Origin of the sequence: Mucilaginibacter sp. OK283, from assembly GCF_900110415.1 — a bacterium.
In the GTDB taxonomy this organism is placed as follows: Bacteria; Bacteroidota; Bacteroidia; order Sphingobacteriales; family Sphingobacteriaceae; genus Mucilaginibacter.
Genome location: NZ_FODR01000003.1, coordinates 323789 through 344614 on the forward strand (window position 1 = coordinate 323789; position 20826 = coordinate 344614).

Below are 20826 nucleotides of genomic sequence, written 5' to 3' on the forward strand. Positions count from 1 at the left end.
TGGTAAAAAAGTTGTGGCTAAATAAACACATATATTTTAAATAAACGTTTATTTGTTTGAGATATGAAGATCACGTTTTTAACCGTTGGCAAAACCGAAGATGCCTATTTAAAAGAGGGCATAGATAAATATGTAAAACGCCTGAAGCATTACACCAAACTGGAACTGGTAGAGATTAACGAACTGAAAAATACCAAAGCCCTTACGGCAGACCAGCAAAAAGCAAAAGAGGCAGAGCTTATCCTGAAAAAAATAAGCCCGCTTGATCATGTGATTTTGATGGATGAGAAGGGAAACGAATACACATCTACCCAGTTTGCGGCCTATATCAACAAAAAAGAGATTAGTTTATCGGCCAACTTGATATTTGTTATTGGCGGCCCCTATGGGTTCGACCAATCGGTATACCAACGGGCCAACGATAAAATTTCACTGTCACGAATGACCTTCTCGCACCAGATGGTCCGCCTGTTTTTTGTCGAGCAGCTTTACCGCGCATACACGATTTTGAAGGGGGAGCCGTATCATCACGAGTAGATGTGCAGATTTCAGATGTGCAGATGAGGAGGGATATGCAGATATGCAAATTTCAGATGTGCAGATGACTGGGATAGATGTTAAATGATTTTAGCAGATATGTTTTTTTCATCTGCACATCTGAAACTTGCACATCCGAAGAGTATGAACTTCTGATTAAGATGGATAATCTGCACATCTGAAATTTGAAATTTGCACATCTAAAACCCTACCTTTGCGCTATGGGTCACGATCATTCACATTCTCACTCGCACGGCGGACATCATCACCATGATCATGCGCCCAAGCTGGACCATTTGAATACAGCCTTTATTGTAGGCATCATCTTAAATTCGGCTTTTGTAATTATAGAAACCATAGCTGGTTTTATGACACATTCGCTGTCGTTGTTAACCGATGCAGGGCATAACCTGAGCGACGTGGCCTCTTTGGCTTTGGCGCTGCTGGCCTTTAAGCTTACTAAAGTAAGCGCCAACAGTAAGTATACCTACGGCTATAAAAGATCGACCATCATCGTATCCTTTTTTAATGCCATGATCCTGTTTGTAGCTGTTGGCTTTATTGTTTACGAAGCCATTATGCGTTTCCTGAATCCCGAAACGGTATCAGGTGGTACCATGGCCTGGGTAGCTTTTATTGGTATTGGTATCAATGCCCTTACTGCCTGGCTGTTTGTGAAAGATAAAGATACCGACCTGAATGTTAAAGGTGCTTACCTGCACATGGCGGTTGATGCCATTGTATCACTTGGCGTTGTTATATCGGGCGTTATCATCTATTTTACCAGGCTGTATTGGATTGATAGTATTGTAAGTATAGTTATTGCCATTGTGATATTACGCGGAACCTGGGGGCTGTTAAAAGACAGCCTGCGCCTGGAGATGGACGGCGTACCTGCCGAAATGGATTTGGAAAAAATAAAAGCCGAACTGATGAAAGGCAAAGGCGTAGTAGATGTGCACCACATGCACGTATGGGCACTTAGTACTACCGAGAATGCGCTAACCGCCCACCTGGTTATCAAACCAGAGAATATGACCGATTTTGATAGTATTAAACATGATCTTCGTCACCGGTTGGAACACATGGAAATAAACCACAGCACCTTTGAGCCCGAGTTTGCCGATGAAAAGTGCGGGCAACCGGAATGTGCGTAGGGTAGATGCCATGATAAAATACCCTGTTAACTATAAAGATATTCAACCGGATATTGATTTTTATTCCGAGTTACCTGGGGTTTATAGAAAAGCTGAGAAGTACCTGCTTGATTTTAAATGGTGTGCTGCGATAAATGATAGCTTTCTTTATTACAACCTTGGGGAAGTGTTTTGCATTTTCCTTTTCGAAATAGACAATACACAAAGCCAGGAGGATAATTTCCTTTGGGTGATTGTCGGTGATATCCCTTCAATGTATTTAGATGTTTACGGGCCGGATTCTACTGTTGAAGTATTAGAAGATTATATCCACTTGGCTGAAGACTGGATTGCACATGTAAAATCAAAACAATCTGTAGATGAATGTTATCCTTTTAATGCCGAACCGACGATAGAACTGGCAGAACTTTTAGAAAAAAAAGTAAGTTTTATGAAAAATACTTTACTAAACGAAATGGAGGATATTTCGCTTAAACGATTTAAATAATTCTTCCTAATTTAACGCTCAATATTAAACCTGCTATGAGCACTACCAACAGACGAAAATTTATAACCACTACAGCCGCCCTGGCAGCAGGAACGGCAACAGCATCTGCAATGTCAATGATAGATCAAAAAGAAGAATGGCCTGTAATACATCATGTGTTTTTCTGGCTTAAAAACCCTGGTTCGGTTGAAGACAGGGATAAACTGGTTGCAGGCGTTAAAACCCTGTCGAAAATAGAAACCGTTAAAAAACTGCGTGTAGGCGTTGTGGCCAGTACCGAAAAGCGCGACGTGGTTGATAACAGCTGGGCTGTATCTGAACTGATGTTTTTTAGCGACCTTGCCGGGCAGGCAACTTATCAAACCCACCCCCTGCACCTGGAGTTTATCAAAAATTGCAGCCACCTTTGGGAAAAGGTGATTGTGTATGACGCGGTGGAGGCGTAAGGAATGAAATTCTAAATAGATCAACCGTCATTGCGAGTAACGAAGCAATCCCCGACATGCTAAGTCCCACATTATTTGGGATTGCTTCGTTACTCGCAATGACGGTAGTTTGCTACATATTTAATTATATTTCTTTCCACACCCACAACGATTTTTTGGAGGTTACCTAACGGGCCCTTACAACGGCGGCGAAAAAAATAGATTGATAGAAAAGCGGCGAAAAAAAGAGATTGATAGAAAAGCAAAAAGCCGATTACTCGGCTTTTTTTGTGGCTTTTTTAGCTTTTGCTTTTGGGGCGGGAGTTGGCTCCGGTTCGGCGGCAACTACCTCGGCAACCGGTTCTTCAACTTCGGCTGTTGTAGTCTCTGGGGCCGGTGCCTGGGTTGGATCCACTTCGTTAAACAACGGTAAATCTTTAAGGATATGGAACCAGGTAAGGATCTTTTTCATATCTGAGGCATATACTTTCTCCTCGTCATGATCCGGTGCCACTTCGTAAAAGAATGTGCGCATTTTTTTACCATCAGCTTTAGCGTCGGGTACGTTTGCGGCGGCTTTCATCTGCTCAAAAACATCGGTAAGCCTGATATCATCCTCAATACCAAAAATAGTTATTTCGGTAAGGGCAGCCAGTTTAGCTGTTGACAGGTTGGCTACCAGTTTTGTTTTTTGTGCATCCAGGCTCTCCAGTACATAACCGGTTTTGTTTTGAGCCAATGCCCGCCATAATCCCGGTTTGCCAGATACGGCTACAATTCCTTGTAAATTCATTTGTTTGGTTGATTGGGTTGATTAGGTTGAATAAGTTGATTGAGTTGACTGGGTTGACCAGGTTTAACCCCAATCAACTTATTCAACTCAATCAACCATTAACTTATTCAACTATTCACTATTCTTCTATTACTTCGATGCTTAAAATTTTATCGCCCTGGCGAATAGCGTCAACAACGTCAACGTTTTCAATCACTTTACCAAATACGGTGTGGTTACGATCTAAGTGAGCGGTATTTGTACGGTTATGGCAGATGAAAAATTGTGAGCTACCTGTGTTACGGCCGGCATGTGCCATTGAAAGCACACCACGATCATGGTATTGGTTATCGCCTGTCAATTCGCAATCAATTTTGTAGCCTGCGCCTCCAGCACCGGTACCGGTTGGGTCGCCGCCCTGTACCATAAAGTTAGGAATAACGCGGTGGAAGATAACACCATCGTAAAAGTTTGATTTTGCTAATTTTTTAAAGTTAGCTACAGTATTTGGGGCATCCTGATCGTAAAACTCTACGGTCATGTCGCCTTTTTCAGTTTTGATTATTGCTTTGCTCATTTCTTTGTTTTTTTGAAAACAGTTGGCAAAGGTAATGATTTGAGGTGAAAGGGAAAAGGTTAAAGGCGAAAGGTTTTTACAGGCTGAGAGTTACCATGGGACAAAGGTTAGTGTATAATTTTTTTCTTTGGGTGAATATTTAAATTCACCTTTTCGATTATAGTTAAAAGCTTTCTCATTTGAATACGGTTTGTCACTCGCCTTATTTATTTCAGCAATCGCAACAGAATACCATTCCCAGCCATTTGGCCCTCCTAATGTGGAGCAAAACCATTGTATCCTTTGTAGTTCCGCGTCATTGGTCGCATTATCGCCACTGGGTATGAAAATCCATTTGGCCAGCACCAATTCGTCCGTTTTTCCGATTAATTGAATATTACTGCCTCTTGAATTGACTGCAACGAAATTTGGTAAGCCGATGCTGTCTTTTTTTTGTTTGAAAACCAAGGTTGGGTCAAATTCAATTATCTTACTAATCAATTCGTCGCGATTAATTTCTAACCCAGGTTTGAAGGCTGGCGGACCGTTTTCATTTTGGGCACTTACTGACAAGCATAATAGAATTACGAACTGGCTGCTTAAAGCGATTTTAACGATAAAAGAAAGTGGTGATTTCATTATTGGTTAGGTTGATTCAAAATATTAAGCTAAAATAATATTAAACAATCAGGTTTCAGTAAATACCAGTAATACTGCGATAGTTTATTCGTTACATTTGATAATCAATATCATCTAAAATAATTCCGAATAGTGATTAGCCAACAGCATAAATACGTTTCATCTTTCAGCATAAAATACCTTTTACCTTTCGCCTTTTGCCTTTTACCTCTTTTGACAAAAGCTGCCTCTATCCTCATCCCTATGGACGATGAGCAAAAAGATCACCTGAAATCTTACGGCATAGCTTTCCTGGCTTTAAAAAATGGCGAGGAAGTTGACTGGCTGCTAAACTATCGCGGCGGCAGCTTTATGATGAAGTATAACCAGAAGATGGAGGAGGAGTGCAAAATACGCGGGGTGAGCTACCAGGTGCTGGCCGATGCCAAGGTGAGCGAGATTATTACCGAGGTAAGCGACCCATCGGTAAATATGGATGTGGTTAAGTTGGAGAAAGCACCCAAGATGGCCGTTTACTCGCCAAAAAATAAACTGCCCTGGGATGATGCAGTAACGTTGGTGTTGAAATATGCCGAAATACCTTATGATGTAGTTTATGATGAGGAAGTTGTTAGAGGCGACTTGCCCAAATACGATTGGCTGCACCTGCACCACGAGGATTTTACCGGGCAGTACAGCAAGTTTTACGGCGCTTTTAGGTTTGCACAATGGTACAACGATGATGTAAAAGGACAGGAGGCGCTTGCTCATAAGCTTGGTTTTAAAAAGGTATCTCAAATGAAGCTGGCAGTCGCCAAAAACATTCGCGATTTTTGCGCCGGCGGCGGTTTTTTGTTTGCCATGTGCTCGGGTACCGATACGTTTGATATTGCCCTGGCCTCATCCAATACCGATATTTGCGAGCGGATGTTTGATGGAGATGGGGCCGACCCCGACGCGCAATCGAAACTGGATTTTACACAAACTTTCGCTTTCCAGAATTTTACGCTGGATATGAACCCGATGTCGCACCAGTTTAGCAACATTGATGTAACTACTACCCGGCAGGTGGAGCGCCAGCGCGACTTTTTTACGCTGTTTGATTTTTCGGCCAAATGGGATGTAGTGCCCAGCATGCTTACCCAGGATCATGACAAAGTGATAAAAGGCTTCATGGGGCTTACAACTGCCTATAATAAAAGCATGCTAAAGCCCGGCGTAACCATCATGGGCGAAATGAAAACTGCCAATGAAGCCCGCTATATCCACGGCGAATATGGCAAAGGCCAGTGGACATTTTACGGCGGCCACGATCCAGAAGATTACCAACACGCGGTGGGCGATCCGCCAACAGATTTAAAGCTTCACCCCAATTCGGCAGGGTATCGCTTGATTTTGAACAATGTATTATTCCCGGCGGCAAAGAAGAAGAAGCAGAAAACGTAAAGAATTAATTTGAAGATTTGAGAATTTGAAGATTTGAAAATTGTCTCGTATTAATTCTGTTAACATTTTGATCTGATTCTGACAAAATTCTGTTAATTCTTAAATTCTGAGAATTTTGATTCAGACAAACGCGTAAGGGATAAAAGCGGATACCGGCCCTGTGAATAAGGCCTGTGCAGTATGAGCGATTAGCCCGGCCCGCAGGGATACGCCCAAGATAATATATGCAGGCTGCTTACTGTCAAACTGCTTACCGCACTCTGCTAATTACTGCCAACTACAAACCGCCCACTGCAGACTGAACCGCTAATTATAAAACGTCCAGCTAACACCAAACTTCAGCAAATGATCTTGCATAGGGTAGCGGTTTACGGTGTAGAAACCTTTGCTTTGCAAGCCCTGGTTGGCATAATCATACATCAGGAACAGGTTGGTGCGTTGCAGGGTGGCTTTAAAATAAACCGATGCTACGGGATACGATGTAAAGGTAACGTCGGGCCCGTTGTAAAACTGCCCAATCCCTACTGCGTATGACGGTGCCACATACGGTGTATTATACCTTACGCTTACGCCAAAGTTTGATTTAAGTACGTTGAAAAGTGTTTTGCTGAAATACAGGTTACTATAAGTGTAAACTTCGGGGGTGCGCAGGGTTGATTGATAATCTGTTTTTTGGTAAACCACGTAGTTATCAAAATGCAGGCTGTGGTAGCTTAAATTTTTACCCACACTTATCTTAAGCAGGTTGATATCATTACTCAGCTGGGCAGGATGGGCGTCGATACCGCCATCCTGGGCCGTAAAATACATGTACCCGGCAATTAAAAAGTATTCGGCCTTGATATCAAGCTGCAAGGGGTTGTTGATATAGCTAAACGATGCGCTGGTTGTTTTTTGGTTTTGGAAACTGTTGTGGAAAATATAGTGGTTGCTTATCCAGTTGGTATAAATGAGCGGCGGTGAGCTGTTTTGCGAATACGCTTCCAAAATAATTTTGCCTGCTTTATCATTACCTGCAACATTAAGTTTTGCACCGTAAAAGTAATCGCCAAAGTCGCGGCCCTGAACAATCTGTCTAAAGTCGCCTTCAAGACCGAGCCGGTCGCTAAAACGGTAGCTGAATTTGGCTTTCAGGGTAATGTCCTGGAAGGTATTGTTCTGCATTTTATTTTGATGGATGTACTTATATCCATACTGGTTTAGTACGGTGTCACTTACGTATTGCGCGTAGTTATAAAGGTCATGTACCAGGCCCAGATCGAGCTTTACCTCGTTTTTAACAAACTTTACCGATTTACTCCGGAGATAGAAACTATACGAGAATTCGTTTTGAATATGCGTTACCGACAGCGAATCTCTTGACCGGTTATAGCTGTAATAATAATCGGGGAATACATTATAAGTATCGGGCTGGTTTGTTTGCAGGTAATTATAACTGCTGTTTTGAACAAATAAGGTGTGCGCTACACGCTGGGTAGGCAAAATTTTGGAGTTATCCTTGCCTTTGTTCAAACTATCAATACGGCCCAGGTAATAAAACTGCTTTATATACAGGCTTTTATCTGTCCATTGCTGATAGCTGTTTTGAAGCCGCACGGGGGCCGAGTTTTTAAAGAACAGGGAATTGCTTTTGCCTGTGAAAATGGTATCGTTAAGGATTGAACCCGTTTCTGGCGCTTTTAAATTATTGTAAATGATGTTGGCCAGTAAATTATAACGCTTGCCGGGCGATTGATACCAGGTAAAAAAAGCAGCATTTACATCGCTCACATTTTGCTGCAACACGCTGCTGGTGCTATAAAATCCGCGCGATCCGTTAAAGTTAAGGTTAAAACCCACATTCCAGTTTGGTTTTACATTTTGGGTGTGGATGATTTTAAAAACCTGCTCGGCCGAACTGCCAAAACCGTTAAACAACGTGAGGTTGGAGTACGCCACCCTGGCGTTATAATATTTAATATCCTGCGGTTTTATGGCATACACATCCAGCGAGTGCAGGCCGGTGTTGAAACCAATGGTTTGGTCGGGCTCAAACAGCATACTTCGTTGTGATACGCCGTTGTAGCCAAGGCTGATGCGCGGATGGCGGGGATCGGTAAGCGGACTGTAATTTTCAAAGTTATAGATGCCGGTATCCAGCGCGAAAGTTTGTGTGCTGTCGCTCAGGAAACGCTCCATCGTCACGCGGATAAATTTGGCGCTGAAAATTACAGAGTCTTTTTTATTGTCCTCTTTTTTGCGCAGGCTATCCAGCAGTTCATCGTCACTAACCTTCCGTTGAGTTTTTACCGTATCGCGCGTTGATAGCGGCCTTGCCCGGTTTACCTGGCCATATTGTGCAAAAGCCGCCTGTATGCCAAAGCACAACAGGAACAATAAAATATATTTGAGCTTATGATGCATTAATTACACTAATTACCGGCTATCAGATTTTTGAGGATCAGGGTCAGTTTTGGCTCGGCTTCCTCGGCTACCCTTATAATTTCTTCTAATGATACCGGTTCCAGCACATCAGTAAAGCCTTCGTCTGTTAATACCGATATAGCAAATACGGGTATGCCCATATGATTTGCCACAATAACCTCGGGTACGGTGCTCATGCCTACTGCGTCGCCGCCAATGATCCTTAAATAAGTGTACTCGGCCTTGGTTTCTAAATTGGGGCCGGTTACAGCAACATAAACTCCTTTATGGCAGGTAATATTGTTTGTCGCGGCAATACTTAAAGCTTTATCAATTAAGGTGCGCTGGTAAGGCTGGCTCATATCCGGAAAACGGGGGCCAAGCTCTTCATAATTTCTGCCAATAAGGGGGTTTTGCGGTTGCAGGTTAATATGATCGGCAATAACCATCAGGTCGCCTTTTTTAAAGGCGGGGTTAAGGGCTCCACTGGCATTTGATACGTAAAGGGTTTTAATGCCCAGGTATTTCATCACCCTAACCGGGAAGGTGATTTGCTGCATGTTGTAGCCTTCATAATAGTGCAATCGCCCCTGCATAGCTACCACTTTTACACCGCCAAGTGTGCCAAATATCAACTTACCCGAATGAAACTCCAATGTCGAGATTGGGAAATCGGGGATGTTGGAGTACATCAATTGTTTTTCTACAACGATATCCTTAACCAGGCCACCCAGGCCTGTGCCTAAAATTATACCTACCTCGGGTTCAAAATCGCCTATACGGTTTTTAATGTACCGGGCGGTGCTTTCAATATTGTCTAACATATTTGGTTACTAAATTATCAAACTGCTGTTTGCCGTTATTTAAAAAACTAATACCTATTGGCAATACCAAAACAGGTAGTTTTTTAATGGCCGGCTGCAATTCCTGTTCCCCTAAACGCTGCGCATCCTTTTCTGTTGTGATGATTAACTTTTTTTGTGATGTACAGGCAAAAAAATCATCGGCAAGTTTACTGATATTTTTTAAGGTAAATTGGTGATGGTCGGGATATTTATGGTGATTGATGATAGATGTATGGTTTTTTAAATGCGATAACAAAGGCATCGGATTGGCAATACCCGTAAGCAAAAACACGGCGGTTTGCTCATCAATGTTTTGATACACCGTGGCCCCATTCACGTTTTGCAGCGCCAGGTAGTTTATGCAGGCAAAAAATAACTGTTGGTTGGGCAGGGGCTTAATGTGCTTTTTTATGATAGCCATTTCTGCATCTGCCAATGTTGGCGGGCATTTGCTAATGACAATAACATCGGCCCTCTCGCGGCCACTAAACGGCTCGCGTAGGTTACCCGTAGGTAATACCAGTCGCGGTTGGTTAAGGCGGTTATAATCAAACAACAAAATGCTAAAGCCGGGTTTAAGCGCCCGGTGCTGGTAGGCGTCATCTAAAATTACCAGGCTGTATTTATCTTTTAACTGCTGTATACCCGCTACCCGTTTTTCGCAAACCGCAACGGTAACCTTCGGGAATTTATGTTTAAACTGGGCAGGCTCATCGCCTATTACCGATGCCTGCGGGTTATCGCCCGCCAGCAAAAAGCCTTTAGTTTTACGGCCGTACCCTCGGCTAAGTATTGTTGGTTTTTCATCCTGGAATAACCGGATCAGGTACTCGGTCATGGGGCTTTTGCCGGCGCCGCCTACATCAAGGTTTCCCACCACAATAACCGGGCGGTTAAAACCGGTACTTTTAAATACCCCCGCATCATAGCACCAGTTACGAATGGTAACAACCAGGCCGTAAATGAGCGAAAAGGGGAGCAGAAGCCAGCGGAGGAGTTTCATATGGGGTAAATAGTATTAGGCCTCATTTGTTTAGTAGTAGTGAAATTTCGTGAAACTCTGAAGGCAAAATAGGGCGCGCATGGCGACGAAGACTCACCCGGCGAGGCTGCGCCCGCCACCCTCTCTTCACCTGCGGTGGAAAGAGGGGCTTGAATTGTAAATAACGCGGTATTAAAAAAACTAAAATAATGAAATTTCAAACCCCTCTTTGCGGCGAAGCCGGAGAGAGGGTGGCGGGCGTAGCCTCGCCGGGTGAATATTAGCCTGCGTTCAAAGCCGGTGTTTGTATCGCTATCCAACATATCATGAGTAGCGTACCGTGGCAATCGCAAACTGTGCGGGCTTGTAGTACTTTGCCCACAAATGCTTTGTTCCTCGCAATAACATGGAATCAATGGTTTATTCATTTATGCTTTAAAGAAGGAACAAATCTAAAAATTTAAAGGCTATTTGTCGCAGCGTTGCATTTAGATGTTAGGCGAAACCGCTTACAGGAAATTTAATTGCTGTTCTTTATTAACCAAAAACATTGCCTGTTCTTTTTTAACCGAGGGGAATTCGTCTAAAAACTCCTCAATCGAAATTCCAGCTTTTAAATGATCAAAAAGCGACTCGACTGGCACGCGCGTACCGGCGAATACCGGTGTCCCGCTTAAAATATCCTGATCTGTATTGACAACCTGTTGAATATCCATATCATAAAGATACGATTATTGATTTTACTGAGTATTTTGCATCTGATAAACAATTCACTCATGAAACTCAAACTTCTCACCCTCTTTTTACTCCTCACCACCGCCACCTTCGCCCAAACCGATAAAAAACTAACTGCGCAGTTACAGGATGCCGTTAAAGGTTTTCATGGCCAGGCAGGTATTTATGTACAAAACCTTAAAACGGGTAAAACCGCTGCTATTAATGCCGATACGCTGTTCCCTACAGCCAGTATGATTAAGGTGAGCATTCAGTGCGGACTGATGGACAAGATAGAGAAGGGCGAGCTGCATTATAACCAAAAGCTGGTTTACCGCGACTCGCTTTTATATGCCGGAGAGGATCTTTTAGGCTCGTTCAAAGATAAGGATACCGTGCAGCTTAGTAAAGTGGCCATGCTAATGATAACCATGAGCGATAATACCGCAAGCCTGTGGCTGCAAAAACTGGTTGGCGGCAATTATATTAACAACTGGCTGCAACAAAATGGTTTTAAAGCAATGCGTGTAAACTCGCGTGTGGCCGGCCGCGAGGCTATCCGCAAAATTTATGGCTGGGGCGTTAGCACACCCTATGAAATGTGCCGCATGTTTACCATGATCAGAAAAGGCGAAGCTGTAAGTCCCGCCGCCAGCGAAAGGATGTACCGTAACATGGGAAGGATTTACTGGGACGAGCACGCCCTGTCGCAAATTCCACCGTATGTGCACACCATATCTAAGCAGGGCGCGGTTGATGAGTCGCGGTCAGAAACTGTGCTGGTAAACGCGCCTCATGGCGATTACGTATTCTCGATTATCACCAACCATAATACCGATCAAAGCTGGGGAACAAGTAACGAAGCCGGCCTGCTCATCAAAAAAATATCGGCCCTGCTATGGCATTACTACGAACCCGCCAGCAACTGGAAACCCGCCGAAGGTGTAGATAAATTTATGCTGAATGAATAGCTGCGCAGTCATTGTCGCTGCGCAGTCATTGTCGCTGCGCTTGTCATTGGTCATTGGTCATTGGTCATTGGTCATTGGTCATTGGTCATTGGTCATTGGTCATTGGTCATTGGTCATTGGTCATTGGTCATTGGTCATTGGAAAAGGCACAGCCTTTTCCAATCCACCGTCTGGTGATTTTTTACCATCTTGTTTTTTAATAGAAAAGCCCAATGACCAATGACAGCGCAGCCCAATGACAAATGACAGCGCAGCGAAATGACCAATGACAAGCGCAGCGACAATGACCAATGACAGCGCAGGGATATGAACCAATAATAATTAAGTAAAATTTCTGTTTGCTTTGCAGTTAAATGGATGCCGTTTGTTATAATTGGCAATTATATCAATGTGTTAAAAATACACATACCAGTTACAACCAATTAAATGAAAAAAACACTTACTTTATTTGTATTGCTTATACTTAGTATTATAGTAAAAGCACAAACTATTGCCAACTTATCGGGCACTATAACCGACGAAAAAAGCCAGGGAATTGCCGGCGCTACTGTTTATCTGCTGAATACCAATTACCGTACTGTTGCCGATAAGGACGGGAAATTCTCATTAAAAGATATTGCATCCGGGAGCTATATCCTGCGCATCAGTGCCGTTGGTTATGCTGCAAAAAGCCAATCGATTGTTTTAAGCGGCACTATGCGCCCAATAAGTATTCAATTGAAAGATGCCAGTAACCAACTGGATGAAGTTACCGTAACGGCTCAAAAATACGAGGAGGATGCCCAAAAAGTGCCTTTCAGTGTTACAACCTTATCGGCCAGGCAAATAAAAGATTACCGGCTTTGGGATTTGAAAGATTTGACAGCTATTGCCCCTAACTTAAACTCGGCCAGTTCCGGCGATGGCCGCAATGTCAGTGGTATTAGGGGTATAGTTACCACATCCTATGATCCTGCTGTAGCTACTTATGTTGATGGCGTAAACCAATACGGCCTGGATACTTACATCCCACAGTTGCTTGATGTAGATAGGATAGAGGTGCTGCGCGGTCCGCAGGGCACACTATACGGCCGTAATGCTACAGGCGGTGTTATCAATATCATTACCAAACAACCATCAAACACCGTAAGTGGTTTTGCCGGGCTCGATTTTGGCAACTACGGCCAGCAGCGTTTTACCCTGGGTATAAAAGCACCGTTGATAAAAGATAAATTATTTTTAGGAGTGGCCGGTGTTTACTCGGGCTTTAATGGCTTTTATACCAATACGTTTGATAACAGCCACTTTGATAAGCAACACTTCTTTTTAGGTAATTACTACCTTAAATTCCTGGCTACATCAAAACTGGCTTTAACGCTTAATGTTAAAAACTTTAACAACCGCAATAACGGTGCCTTTACGTTGGCCGGTTCGCCGGATGATGCTTTGAGTAAGCCTTACCAGGTAGATCAAAACGCCACTACCAAAATGATTGATAATACCTTCCACGCTTCATTAGCCATCAATTATTCGGGCAGCGATTTTAACTTTACCTCGCAGTCATCCTACCAGGTAAATAACCGTTATTATACCAAACCTATTGATGGTGATTTTTCGCCTATCGACGCGGTATCCGTTGTAAATAATTACGGTGGCGACTGGAATAAAGTACGTACAGGTATCCAGGAGTTTAGGTTTACTTCACCTGCATCCTCAACCTCTAAATTAAAATGGACCGCGGGCGCTTATGGTTTTTATCATTACGCCCCAAACAAGCAGGGAACCTATTTTGGTGCCGACGCGGCAGCGGTTGGCTCGCCAATAACCAACTTTACCAGTATCAATACCAATATCGACAGAAATTTTGGCGTGGCAGTTTATGGCCAGGTAACCTATGTTGTTAGTCCGCAATTTGATATTACAGCAGGTTTGCGTTATGATCATGAACATAAAAAAGAAAGTGTAAAAGGCGAGTTTCAGCCCGATGGCGGCGATGCCATGGTTACAAGGTCGGATACTTCTTCCTCGGCCAATTTTAAAGCCTTTTCACCAAAACTTAACCTGGCTTACCATCTTTCGGCCAATAATAATCTGTATGCAACTTATAGTCGTGGTTTTAGGGCCGGTGGTATCACCGAACTGGGATCAGACCCGTCATCGCCACCACTATACACTTTTAAGCCCGAGTACAGTAACAACTATGAGGTTGGATCAAAAAATAACTTTTTTGATAATAAATTGCGTGCCAACGTGGCTTTGTTTTACACCCGCGTTACCGATGCACAGGTGCCAACTTTAATATTGCCCGATGCTATTACCGTAACCAAAAACGCGGGCAAGCTGAGCAGTAAAGGTGTTGAAGTGGAGCTGAGCACTACACCAATAAAAGGCCTGGAAATTGAAAATAACTTTGGCTATACCCATGCCCGCTATACCGACCTGGCGGTTGGCAGCAACGGAGAAATAGTCGATTTAAAAGGCAACAAGCAAATTTATACGCCTAAATTTACCAATATGCTGGCCCTGCAATACGGTTACGCACTGGGCGGCCCTCAAAAAGTGAGATTAATAGCCCGCGGCGAGTGGCGCTACCTTGGCGACCAGTATTTTGACCTTGCTAACACCATTGAGCAAAAAGGCTACAGTAAATTCAATGCCAAAATTGGCATCGATACCAAAAACTATAGCCTGTTTTTATGGGAGAGCAATATAGGCAACAAAAAAGCTATAGACTATGCCTATGACTTTGGTGCAACCCACTTAGGAAACCCAAGGGTTTACGGGATATCGGTAACCGCTAATTTTTAGTGTACACCTCGCCTTTATAAGGATGAATGGTTGAATAAAAGGTATAGCCTGCAACATGCATCAGGTAGTAGGTCATGATATCGCACCAACAAATTTCATCATGAAACATCGGGACCGCCGGGAACTTACCTTCCTGGCGGCTTTCGTTTTTATTGTAATCGTAATCGCCGCCGTGTTGCTTTATCCAGTCTTTAAACATGTCCATTTCTGCGGGATCTGAAAAAACTATTTTAAAAAAAGTTTCCTCTTTAACCGACTTAAGATCGTCGTTAATATAATGGTGGAATTTATGCCGATGGCGGATTATTTTGGCGGTTATCATACTGTATATGCTTGTGGTGCAGTAGGGTAACACTAAATGGTAACTAACGTTTTAATTATTATTTTATGGTAGTTAAATAAATGTTAGCTATGTATCTTTAGCCTGTTATAACATTGTATTTTTTACCTATGAAAAAACTTATCGCAATTATAGTAGTTTCTGCGCTATTCGTGAGTATCAACATTAAAGCTGTGGCACAGGCAAATACCACGGCCAAATCGCTAAAAGTATGGTTGCTGGCTGGGGTAAACTTGAAAAGCAATCCCGACGACAAGAGCAAAACCATTGCAACCATTCCTTACGGAACCATTGTAAAGCCTGTTAAATCAGCGGGAGAAGCTAAGGCCTTAACGGTCGATTTTAACACCGCAGCTTTAAAAGAACCCTACCAACTGAATGGTAAGTGGATAAAGGCGGAGTTTAACGGTAAAAAAGGGTTCCTGTTTAATGGCTATCTGTCTGCTATGCCTGCGTTAGAAATGGATGATCACGGCTTTGTAGAAACGGAAGATGCATACCTTAAGCGTAACTACGGGGTTTTAAAAATTGCGAAAAGGATACCCAAAAAAGGAACCAAAGAAACAAGTATTTATTACAAAAACGGGGCCGTGACTACCGAGACCTATTTTGACGGCTGTGCCGACCACAAACTGCTTTTAAAGAACATTAGCCTGGATGAAGCGATGCTTTTTGAAAAGGTGTTACATAAAAATGCAGATGCTGCGCAAAACATTAAAGTTGAACAGCAGCAAGCAGGTGTGATAAAAATATCATCGTACGATTGTGACTGATATTGTTTAAATTCGATTTTATTTAAACCTGTCTAACCATATCTCCTGTTCATGAAAAAATTAACCGTTCTAACCCTGTTTTTAACTATAGGTTTGCTGCAGTTTACTACTGCACAGGTTGTAACCAAATATGGCGATAACGTGAGTACCCTTGACGGTATCATGAAAGCCTATTATGATGTAGTAACGGTAAAAAAAGGGGAGGAGGTAAGCTACGAGCGCGATAGCCTGCTGCATATTGCCAATGCCCACGTAGGCTCGGGATATATTGATAAGCAAGGCAAACAAAAATTTGGTTATATGACGTTGAAAGAATATCACCGCCGGTCGGATGATATGCTTTCGCGCGATGGTTTTGACGAAAGGGAGATTTCTCGTAAGGTAGAACATTTCGGCAGCGTTTATCATGTATTTAGTACTTACGAATCGCGCAATGTCGCAGGTGGCCCCGTGATTGAGCGAGGTATTAACAGCATCGAATTGTTTAACGATGGTACCCGTTTCTGGATACTGGCCTGGTTTTTTGACGGAGAACGAAAAGACAATCCGATACCAAAGGAGTATTTAAATAATATCAAGTAGTCAGTATCAGGATTGGAGAGCTGATGGTTGGATACCCCCCGTCATTGGTACCAAGCAATGACTGACTTTTTTACGGGTAATCAATACTTTATCCGTTTGTGCCCCGGTTGTTTTTAAGGATGGATAACAAATTCCAAATTGAAATTTCCAACCCCGAAATTCAAATAATAGTATTATATTTCATCCTCTGATTAATTATATGATTTTTAAACGATTGATTGCGTACGCCTGCTGTATGCTGTTTACCCTGGGGGCGTTTGCTTTAGAAGGCGATTCGCTGGTAACTATAACCGCCTTAAAAAATGAGTACCAGTTTAAATGGAACGGCCAGGCCAATCGTGTAGAAATTAAGGAGAAACTGAGTAATACCTACGTGAGCAATAGTTACGGCGTAAGCTACCCGGTATCTGAATTTTATAACGATAACACCAGTATTGATGCCGTAACTTGCAAGGTTGATGGCCATAACTTGCGGTCGTTTAAGCCAACCTATACCTACTACAGCCAGGACGATGTTTTTTACTCGGATGCAAAAATTTGCTACTTCCCGATGGATATGCCCAAAAAAGGAAGCATCGGCACGGTTACTTTTGAAGAAACCCTGAATGACCCCAGGTATTTTACCTCCATCTATTTTTCGGATGCGGCAATAGTACAGCAGGGCGAGGTAAGCCTTAAAATTCCGCGCTGGATGAAGATAGGTATTAAAGAAATGAACTTTAACTCCTTCGGGATAAAAAAAACCACCGAATACATCTCTGGCGAAGATGCCGATGTTATCACCTATTCGTTTACAAATATTCCGGCCATGAAACGCGAGGCCAACAGCCCCGGCCCAACCTATATTTACCCGCACCTGTTGGTGTTGTGTAAATCGGCGGCGCCGGGCGGCAAGCAGATCACCTATTTCGGCTCCCTTGCCGATCAGTATGCCTGGTATCGCGAACTGGTTAAAAACGTGGCGGGCGATCAAGCCGTAATCAGCGCGAAGGCAAAGGAATTAACTGCCGGCCTTACTGCCGATATGGACAAGATAAAAGCCATATTTTATTATGTACAGGATAACATCAGGTATATTGCCTTTGAAGATGGCATGGCGGGCTTTAAGCCCGAGAAGGCCGACGAAGTGCTGCGCAAAAAATATGGCGATTGCAAAGGAATGGCCAATTTAACCAAGGCGCTGCTGGTATCGCAGGGTTATGATGCCCGGCTGTGCTGGCTGGGTACCAAACACATTGCCTATGATTACCAAACCCCATCAATGGCAGTTGATAACCACATGATATGTGCCTTAAATTACAAAGGGAAAATATATTACCTTGATGCAACCGAAAGCTACCTTAGCCTTAACGAGTATGCCGAGCGCATACAAGGCCGGCAGGTTTTAATGGAAGACGGCGATAAATACGTCCTGAATAAAATACCTTATGCCTCGCCTTTACAAAACTCAACCAACCAACTGAGCAAGCTGAGTGTAAGCGGTACCAGCCTTGTAGGCAAGGTAAATTATACATGGAAGGGCGAGGATAAGGAAAGTATTTTAAGCGGCTTAAACAGCATTAAACACGAAAATACGGATAAGGCTATGGTGAAATACCTGGCCGATGATAATAACGATTATACCATCAACAACCTGAAGCTAAGCAGCACTGCCAACCCTGATAAGGACTTGACAGCCGCGTTTGACCTGGAGCATAAAAACGCTGTAAACGTTTTTAGCAAGGATTATTACATCAATATCGACAGCCAGAAGGAACTGGCCGATTTTACTTTTAAACCTGCCGTGCGCAAGCTTGATTATTGGTTTGCCTATAAAATGAACATCAACAGCCAAACCGAGCTGGATATTCCTGCCAACTATAAAGCCGCAACAGTACCTGCCGATTTGAACATTGTGAACCCCGATTATGAGTTTCACATCAGCTACACCCAACTGACCAACAAACTGGTGTACAAAAAAAGCCTGCTTATTAAAAATACCAGCTTGCCCAAAACCCGGTTTGAGCAATGGAACCACGATGTGGAACTGCTGGGCAAGGCTTACAACGATACCCTGATCCTAAAACCTACAAACTGATATATTAAATGAAACCACTTTACCTTTCGCTATTTTTTTTATTCATTACTACTTTAACCTTTGCACAGGACAATGTGCCTTATGCCGAAAAGGCCGCCCAATTACAAAAAGAAATCTGGGGTACCACCGTGCCCGAGTTTAAAGTTACCAAAGTGCCCGATAGCCTGAATAAAGAGAGCGCTGTTGTGCTGGCACGCTCGTTTAGCCTTAACCGTACGTCAAACACCAAAATAAAATTTTTAATTATTACCGCCGCTGCAAGCCTGCGCACTGTTAAACTCAAAACCTTTCACGAGCGTGTAAAAATTAACGATAAAGTATCGCTGGAAGATTACTCAACCCTGGAGTATCAAAAAAAGCTGGATAAAACCGTGTCCTTCTTCCTTACCAAATTTGTAAGTACCAATAATACATTTATCGGTGCAAAAATTGTTAAGCCAAACGGTAGCGAGATAATTGTTAATACCGGCGAAGAGGTTTTAACTAAAAACGAAACCAAAGACCAAAAGGGCAAACTGGCCATCCCCGGTTTGCAGGTGGGCGATATTTTAGATTATTATGTGAGTACCGTTGATGTTGATGAAAACAGCAAAAACGCATCCTATAAAAATAACGACGATATTTTTGTACTGGCCGATGAGTACCCTGTTTTGTATTACAGCCTCGATTTTCAGTACAATAAAAAAACAGACGTAAAATATATTTATGCCAATGGCGCCCCGCATTTTGATGGCGGCCGCAATGCCGATGGCGACCTGGTGCTGAGCCTTAAGCTGCACAATATGCCTAAATACCAAAGTAACATATGGGTATCGGCCCTGCGCCAGTATCCTTATATCGAAATTGGCAGTACATTTAACAACGGCGCCGATGCATCATATGATACACGTGCGGAGGCCATTAAAAAAGCGTTTAAATATTCGTTTGAGGAGTACTCTGGCTTTAATGAAGCCGAAAAGCGCACCAAAGATTATTTTAACACCGGCAAACCATTTAAAAATAACGCTGCGGATAGCGTACTCAAGGTGTTGTATGATATATGGAAATTCCAGGTTTTTTGCAACTACGACGGTGATGAGCTTGAAAATATCGACGGGATGAATTACCGTAGTGCCCGCAGTGTGCCGGCTGCCATAGGCATGAGTATGATGCTTACCCAATTGGGTATTAGCCATGCTGTGTTGATGGTATCGTCGCGCATGAGCAATACGCTTGATAACATGTTTACTTTTAACGATTTTGATGCTATCATCCGCATAAAAAGAGACAAAACCTATTTTATGAGTTTTGATAATGTGGTTACTCATTTTGGTGAAGTGCCGGAGCGCTTTGAAGGCGAAAAAGTAATTGCCCTGTATCCCGACCGCATTACTAACAAGTACTACACCTTTATCGAAAAGGACGATTCGTTATCAGTTGCAACAAGCGATAAAAATTTTATTGACGAACAGCTACTGGTAAACCTGCTGCCAACAGATATGCAAAAGCTAAAAATTAGCCGGCAGGTAAGCGAAAGCGGTTTCATGCGTCTTGAAGACCAAAAATCCCTGTTGCCGGCCGGCGATATTGACAAAGGTTTACAAACCCTGATAAAAGGCGAAGAACTATCAAAAAGGATAAAGGGCAAACACAAAGCCGACGAGTACTCAAATGCCTTTGAACAACAACGTAAAGACCAGTTAAAAGCCTTTACCGCCGAAATTAAGGGTAAATACGACCAGGAACCAACCGAAGTAAAGGATTGCAGGATCGTCGACCCGGCGATTGAAAACACTAACCCGGCGTTTAAATACAGCTCGTCATTTGTGCTCAACAACCTGGTTAAAAAGGCCGGCAACAATTACCTGGTTGACGTTGGCAAACTCACCGGCGGTTTTTACAAGCTTGACGACACCGAACGCAAGCGCACTATTGACGTTTACATGCCCTGCGCCCGCAGTTTTAAATATACCATGTCGCTGGCTATCCCGCAGGGCTATACAGCTAAAGGTATAGAAGAGCTGAACATTAAAAAAGAGAACAAAACAGGCTCATTTTCATCAACCGCAACTGTAAATGGCAACACATTAAATATTGTAGTAACCCGTGCCTACGCCCACAACTTCGAAAAAGCCGCCGACTGGCCCGCGCTGGTCGAAATGATTGATGCGGCCGCCGCTTATAACGCTAAGAAGATTTTGCTGGAGAAGAAGTAGTTGTTAGTCGGGAAGTCCGAAAGTCAGAAAAGTAACTGGAGTTGTTAGTCCGGAAGTCGGGAACTCCGAAAAGTCGTCGTCTGGAGTTAACCCTTCCCAACTTCCGGACTTTTCTGACTTTCGGACTTTCCCACTTTCGGACTAATAACTACATTTGCA

The 20826-nt window shown here is 43.1% G+C and carries 20 protein-coding genes; 11 read left to right on the plus strand and 9 right to left on the minus strand.

Going from position 1 to position 20826, the window contains the following annotated elements:
* The first annotated feature begins 63 nt into the window (after positions 1 to 63).
* From rlmH to BMX56_RS09580, 4 genes are all read left to right on the plus strand, one after another.
* The gene (rlmH, locus tag BMX56_RS09565; RefSeq protein ID WP_090645149.1) at positions 64 to 537 is read left to right on the plus strand and encodes a 23S rRNA (pseudouridine(1915)-N(3))-methyltransferase RlmH; all 474 of its coding nucleotides are present in this window, start codon (positions 64 to 66) and stop codon (positions 535 to 537) included.
* A 221-nt stretch (positions 538 to 758) separates the two neighbouring features.
* Entirely contained in the window at positions 759 to 1694 is a 936-nt protein-coding gene (locus tag BMX56_RS09570) for a cation diffusion facilitator family transporter (protein ID WP_090645152.1), read from the plus strand.
* Positions 1645 to 2181: a hypothetical protein gene (locus tag BMX56_RS09575; protein ID WP_177183766.1), complete on the plus strand. Its 537-nt coding sequence runs from the start codon at positions 1645 to 1647 to the stop codon at positions 2179 to 2181. The genes BMX56_RS09570 and BMX56_RS09575 overlap by 50 nt, the downstream gene beginning before the upstream one ends.
* Positions 2182 to 2216: 35 nt before the next feature.
* On the plus strand, positions 2217 to 2627 hold the full coding sequence (locus BMX56_RS09580) for a Dabb family protein (RefSeq protein WP_090645158.1): 411 nt from the start codon (positions 2217 to 2219) through the stop codon (positions 2625 to 2627).
* Positions 2628 to 2880: 253 nt separating this feature from the next.
* On the opposite strand, the gene BMX56_RS09585 is transcribed toward BMX56_RS09580, so the two are convergent.
* The 3 genes from BMX56_RS09585 to BMX56_RS09595 form a co-directional block, all read right to left on the minus strand.
* On the minus strand, positions 2881 to 3399 hold the full coding sequence (locus BMX56_RS09585; protein WP_090645161.1) for a DUF5606 family protein: 519 nt from the start codon (positions 3397 to 3399) through the stop codon (positions 2881 to 2883).
* A gap of 118 nt (positions 3400 to 3517) precedes the next feature.
* Entirely contained in the window at positions 3518 to 3955 is a 438-nt protein-coding gene (locus tag BMX56_RS09590) for a peptidylprolyl isomerase (protein ID WP_090645164.1), read from the minus strand.
* 90 nt (positions 3956 to 4045) lie between these two features.
* Entirely contained in the window at positions 4046 to 4573 is a 528-nt protein-coding gene (locus BMX56_RS09595) for a hypothetical protein (RefSeq protein WP_090645167.1), read from the minus strand.
* Positions 4574 to 4816: 243 nt separating this feature from the next.
* Between BMX56_RS09595 and BMX56_RS09600 the strand changes: the two genes are divergently transcribed.
* Positions 4817 to 5998, plus strand: coding sequence for an asparagine synthetase B (locus tag BMX56_RS09600; protein WP_218152403.1), 1182 nt, complete (start codon positions 4817 to 4819; stop codon positions 5996 to 5998).
* Positions 5999 to 6304: 306 nt separating this feature from the next.
* Here BMX56_RS09600 and BMX56_RS09605 read toward each other — a convergent pair whose 3' ends face one another.
* The 4 genes from BMX56_RS09605 to BMX56_RS09625 all read right to left on the minus strand — a co-directional run bounded on the left by BMX56_RS09605 (position 6305) and on the right by BMX56_RS09625 (position 10944).
* The gene (locus BMX56_RS09605) at positions 6305 to 8401 is read right to left on the minus strand and encodes a putative porin (protein WP_090645170.1); all 2097 of its coding nucleotides are present in this window, start codon (positions 8399 to 8401) and stop codon (positions 6305 to 6307) included.
* Positions 8402 to 8409: 8 nt separating this feature from the next.
* On the minus strand, positions 8410 to 9225 hold the full coding sequence (locus BMX56_RS09610) for a purine-nucleoside phosphorylase (RefSeq protein WP_090645173.1): 816 nt from the start codon (positions 9223 to 9225) through the stop codon (positions 8410 to 8412).
* Complete coding sequence (gene lpxK / locus BMX56_RS09615) at positions 9209 to 10249, minus strand: tetraacyldisaccharide 4'-kinase (protein WP_090645177.1); 1041 nt, start codon at positions 10247 to 10249, stop codon at positions 9209 to 9211. The genes BMX56_RS09610 and lpxK overlap by 17 nt, the downstream gene beginning before the upstream one ends.
* Positions 10250 to 10737: 488 nt before the next feature.
* Positions 10738 to 10944, minus strand: coding sequence for a DUF433 domain-containing protein (locus tag BMX56_RS09625; RefSeq protein ID WP_090645181.1), 207 nt, complete (start codon positions 10942 to 10944; stop codon positions 10738 to 10740).
* 60 nt (positions 10945 to 11004) lie between these two features.
* On the opposite strand from BMX56_RS09625, the gene BMX56_RS09630 reads away from it, so the two are divergent.
* Complete coding sequence (locus BMX56_RS09630; protein ID WP_090645185.1) at positions 11005 to 11913, plus strand: serine hydrolase; 909 nt, start codon at positions 11005 to 11007, stop codon at positions 11911 to 11913.
* Between the two features lie 120 nt (positions 11914 to 12033).
* Here the strand turns inward: BMX56_RS09630 and BMX56_RS29845 are convergent, their stop codons facing one another.
* Entirely contained in the window at positions 12034 to 12228 is a 195-nt protein-coding gene (locus BMX56_RS29845; protein ID WP_143065414.1) for a hypothetical protein, read from the minus strand.
* Positions 12229 to 12339: 111 nt separating this feature from the next.
* Here BMX56_RS29845 and BMX56_RS09635 point away from each other — a divergent pair, with 111 nt between their 5' ends.
* Positions 12340 to 14700 carry a TonB-dependent receptor gene (locus BMX56_RS09635; protein WP_090645188.1) on the plus strand — a complete coding sequence of 787 codons (2361 nt, stop codon included), beginning with the start codon at positions 12340 to 12342 and terminating at the stop codon, positions 14698 to 14700.
* Here BMX56_RS09635 and BMX56_RS09640 read toward each other — a convergent pair.
* Positions 14690 to 15022, minus strand: coding sequence for a hypothetical protein (locus BMX56_RS09640; protein ID WP_090645191.1), 333 nt, complete (start codon positions 15020 to 15022; stop codon positions 14690 to 14692). The two genes, BMX56_RS09635 and BMX56_RS09640, sit on opposite strands and share 11 nt — an antisense overlap.
* Positions 15023 to 15150: 128 nt before the next feature.
* On the opposite strand from BMX56_RS09640, the gene BMX56_RS09645 reads away from it, so the two are divergent.
* The 4 genes from BMX56_RS09645 to BMX56_RS09660 all read left to right on the plus strand — a co-directional run bounded on the left by BMX56_RS09645 (position 15151) and on the right by BMX56_RS09660 (position 20667).
* Positions 15151 to 15813, plus strand: a complete 663-nt coding sequence (locus BMX56_RS09645; RefSeq protein WP_090645194.1) for an SH3 domain-containing protein — start codon at positions 15151 to 15153, stop codon at positions 15811 to 15813.
* Positions 15814 to 15864: 51 nt separating this feature from the next.
* Positions 15865 to 16395 carry a hypothetical protein gene (locus BMX56_RS09650; RefSeq protein WP_090645196.1) on the plus strand — a complete coding sequence of 177 codons (531 nt, stop codon included), beginning with the start codon at positions 15865 to 15867 and terminating at the stop codon, positions 16393 to 16395.
* Between the two features lie 199 nt (positions 16396 to 16594).
* Positions 16595 to 18472 carry a transglutaminase-like domain-containing protein gene (locus BMX56_RS09655; protein ID WP_090645200.1) on the plus strand — a complete coding sequence of 626 codons (1878 nt, stop codon included), beginning with the start codon at positions 16595 to 16597 and terminating at the stop codon, positions 18470 to 18472.
* 8 nt (positions 18473 to 18480) lie between these two features.
* Complete coding sequence (locus BMX56_RS09660) at positions 18481 to 20667, plus strand: DUF3857 domain-containing protein (RefSeq protein WP_090645202.1); 2187 nt, start codon at positions 18481 to 18483, stop codon at positions 20665 to 20667.
* The last annotated feature ends 159 nt before the right edge of the window (positions 20668 to 20826 follow it).

Bases quoted from the DNA above. Each gene is read 5' to 3' on its own strand.
- rlmH (WP_090645149.1), top strand. From the start codon at position 64: ATGAAGATCACGTTTTTAACCGTTGGCAAAACCGAAGATGCCTATTTA.
- BMX56_RS09570 (WP_090645152.1), top strand. From the start codon at position 759: ATGGGTCACGATCATTCACATTCTCACTCGCACGGCGGACATCATCAC.
- BMX56_RS09580 (WP_090645158.1), top strand. From the start codon at position 2,217: ATGAGCACTACCAACAGACGAAAATTTATAACCACTACAGCCGCCCTG.
- BMX56_RS09585 (WP_090645161.1), bottom strand. From the start codon at position 3,399: ATGAATTTACAAGGAATTGTAGCCGTATCTGGCAAACCGGGATTATGG.
- BMX56_RS09590 (WP_090645164.1), bottom strand. From the start codon at position 3,955: ATGAGCAAAGCAATAATCAAAACTGAAAAAGGCGACATGACCGTAGAG.
- BMX56_RS09595 (WP_090645167.1), bottom strand. From the start codon at position 4,573: ATGAAATCACCACTTTCTTTTATCGTTAAAATCGCTTTAAGCAGCCAG.
- BMX56_RS09600 (WP_218152403.1), top strand. From the start codon at position 4,817: ATGGACGATGAGCAAAAAGATCACCTGAAATCTTACGGCATAGCTTTC.
- BMX56_RS09605 (WP_090645170.1), bottom strand. From the start codon at position 8,401: ATGCATCATAAGCTCAAATATATTTTATTGTTCCTGTTGTGCTTTGGC.
- BMX56_RS09610 (WP_090645173.1), bottom strand. From the start codon at position 9,225: ATGTTAGACAATATTGAAAGCACCGCCCGGTACATTAAAAACCGTATA.
- lpxK (WP_090645177.1), bottom strand. From the start codon at position 10,249: ATGAAACTCCTCCGCTGGCTTCTGCTCCCCTTTTCGCTCATTTACGGC.
- BMX56_RS09625 (WP_090645181.1), bottom strand. From the start codon at position 10,944: ATGGATATTCAACAGGTTGTCAATACAGATCAGGATATTTTAAGCGGG.
- BMX56_RS09630 (WP_090645185.1), top strand. From the start codon at position 11,005: ATGAAACTCAAACTTCTCACCCTCTTTTTACTCCTCACCACCGCCACC.
- BMX56_RS09635 (WP_090645188.1), top strand. From the start codon at position 12,340: ATGAAAAAAACACTTACTTTATTTGTATTGCTTATACTTAGTATTATA.
- BMX56_RS09640 (WP_090645191.1), bottom strand. From the start codon at position 15,022: ATGATAACCGCCAAAATAATCCGCCATCGGCATAAATTCCACCATTAT.
- BMX56_RS09645 (WP_090645194.1), top strand. From the start codon at position 15,151: ATGAAAAAACTTATCGCAATTATAGTAGTTTCTGCGCTATTCGTGAGT.
- BMX56_RS09650 (WP_090645196.1), top strand. From the start codon at position 15,865: ATGAAAAAATTAACCGTTCTAACCCTGTTTTTAACTATAGGTTTGCTG.
- BMX56_RS09655 (WP_090645200.1), top strand. From the start codon at position 16,595: ATGATTTTTAAACGATTGATTGCGTACGCCTGCTGTATGCTGTTTACC.
- BMX56_RS09660 (WP_090645202.1), top strand. From the start codon at position 18,481: ATGAAACCACTTTACCTTTCGCTATTTTTTTTATTCATTACTACTTTA.